This is a genomic window from Companilactobacillus halodurans, from assembly GCF_009600985.1.
GTDB classification, from domain to species: domain Bacteria; phylum Bacillota; class Bacilli; order Lactobacillales; family Lactobacillaceae; genus Companilactobacillus; species Companilactobacillus halodurans.
This window is the reverse complement of record NZ_VDFP01000169.1, coordinates 1-1,285: the sequence shown is the minus strand read 5'-3', so window position 1 is coordinate 1,285 and position 1,285 is coordinate 1. Positions and strand designations below refer to the sequence as shown.

1 protein-coding gene is annotated in these 1,285 nt (G+C 34.3%); it reads left to right on the top strand.

The window, feature by feature from the left end; genetic code table 11:
- Nucleotides 1-1,285: ATP-binding cassette domain-containing protein (locus FHL06_RS13350; RefSeq protein WP_153387110.1), on the top strand; the 1,285-nt coding region annotated here is incomplete at both ends.

Genomic DNA, 1,285 nt, shown 5'->3' with positions numbered 1-1,285 from the left:
TATCCACAGATGGTTGTTGATAAAAATATTCCGACAATTGAAGTAGTTAAAAAGCTAACCCAATTGGAAGAATATGATCTTTGGAAGATTGAGATTGAATTGGATAAGTTACAAGTAAATCAAGAAGTGTTGCAACAACAGTTTTCCACATTAAGTCCAGGCGAAAGGACCAAAGTCTTATTAGCAATTTTATTCGTTGATGAATCAGGTTTTCAATTGATTGATGAGCCAACGAATCACTTGGATATTGAAGGACGACGAATTGTTTCTGAATATTTAAAGAGTAAGAAAGGTTTTATTGTTATTAGTCATGATAAAACTTTCTTAAATCCAGTGATTGACCATGTTATTTCAATTAATCGAACAGACGTTGATGTGTACAAAGGTAATTTCGACACTTGGCAAGAAAATAAGGACCGCCAAGATCAATCAGAACTTAATCAAAAAGATCAGTTAAAAAAAGATATTCATCGCTTGCATGAAACAGCCGTGAAACGTGAGAATTGGTCCAATCAATCCGAGTCACAAAAAAATAAAAAGCATTACACTGAAAAAGTTAACTTGGACAAAGGCTTCTTAGGACACAAGTCAGCCAAGATGATGAAAAAAGCCAAGACCGCCACCAAGCGAGCCAATGAAGCAATTGATGAAAAACAAAGCTTGTTGAAAAATATTGAAATTGAAGAACCAATTACTCTGAATTACGAAGAAGTTAAACACCCAGACGTTCTGGTAACAGTGGATAACTTGCAACTGCAACATGACGAAATCAAAACACCCTTGGTTGATTTCAAGGTGAAAAGAAATGACGTCGTAGCAGTTTTAGGTCCAAATGGAATTGGTAAAACAACGATTTTTAAACAGATTCTTGGATTACCACAACCTTTTAAACAGAGTGGAAAAATCACTGTGGCTAATAATTTAAAAATTTCATATTTGCCACAAGATAATGAGTTACAGGGAAATATCAAACAATTGGCGATGAATAAGAAGATACAACCAGAAATGGTTTATTCAAATTTAAGAAAACTAGGATTTGAGAGATATCTTTTTGAACAGCCAGTAGAGAACATGTCTCAGGGACAACGTCGGAAAGTAGCTTTGGCATTGAGCTTGTCACAGAAGGCTAATCTTTATTTTTGGGACGAACCTTTGAACTATTTAGACGTTATTACACGCCAGCAAATAATTGATGCAATAAAAAAACAACACCCAACGATGTTGTTGATAGATCATGATTTAGATTTAATAGATGAAGTTTCTACAAAGAAAGTCGAATTGCATT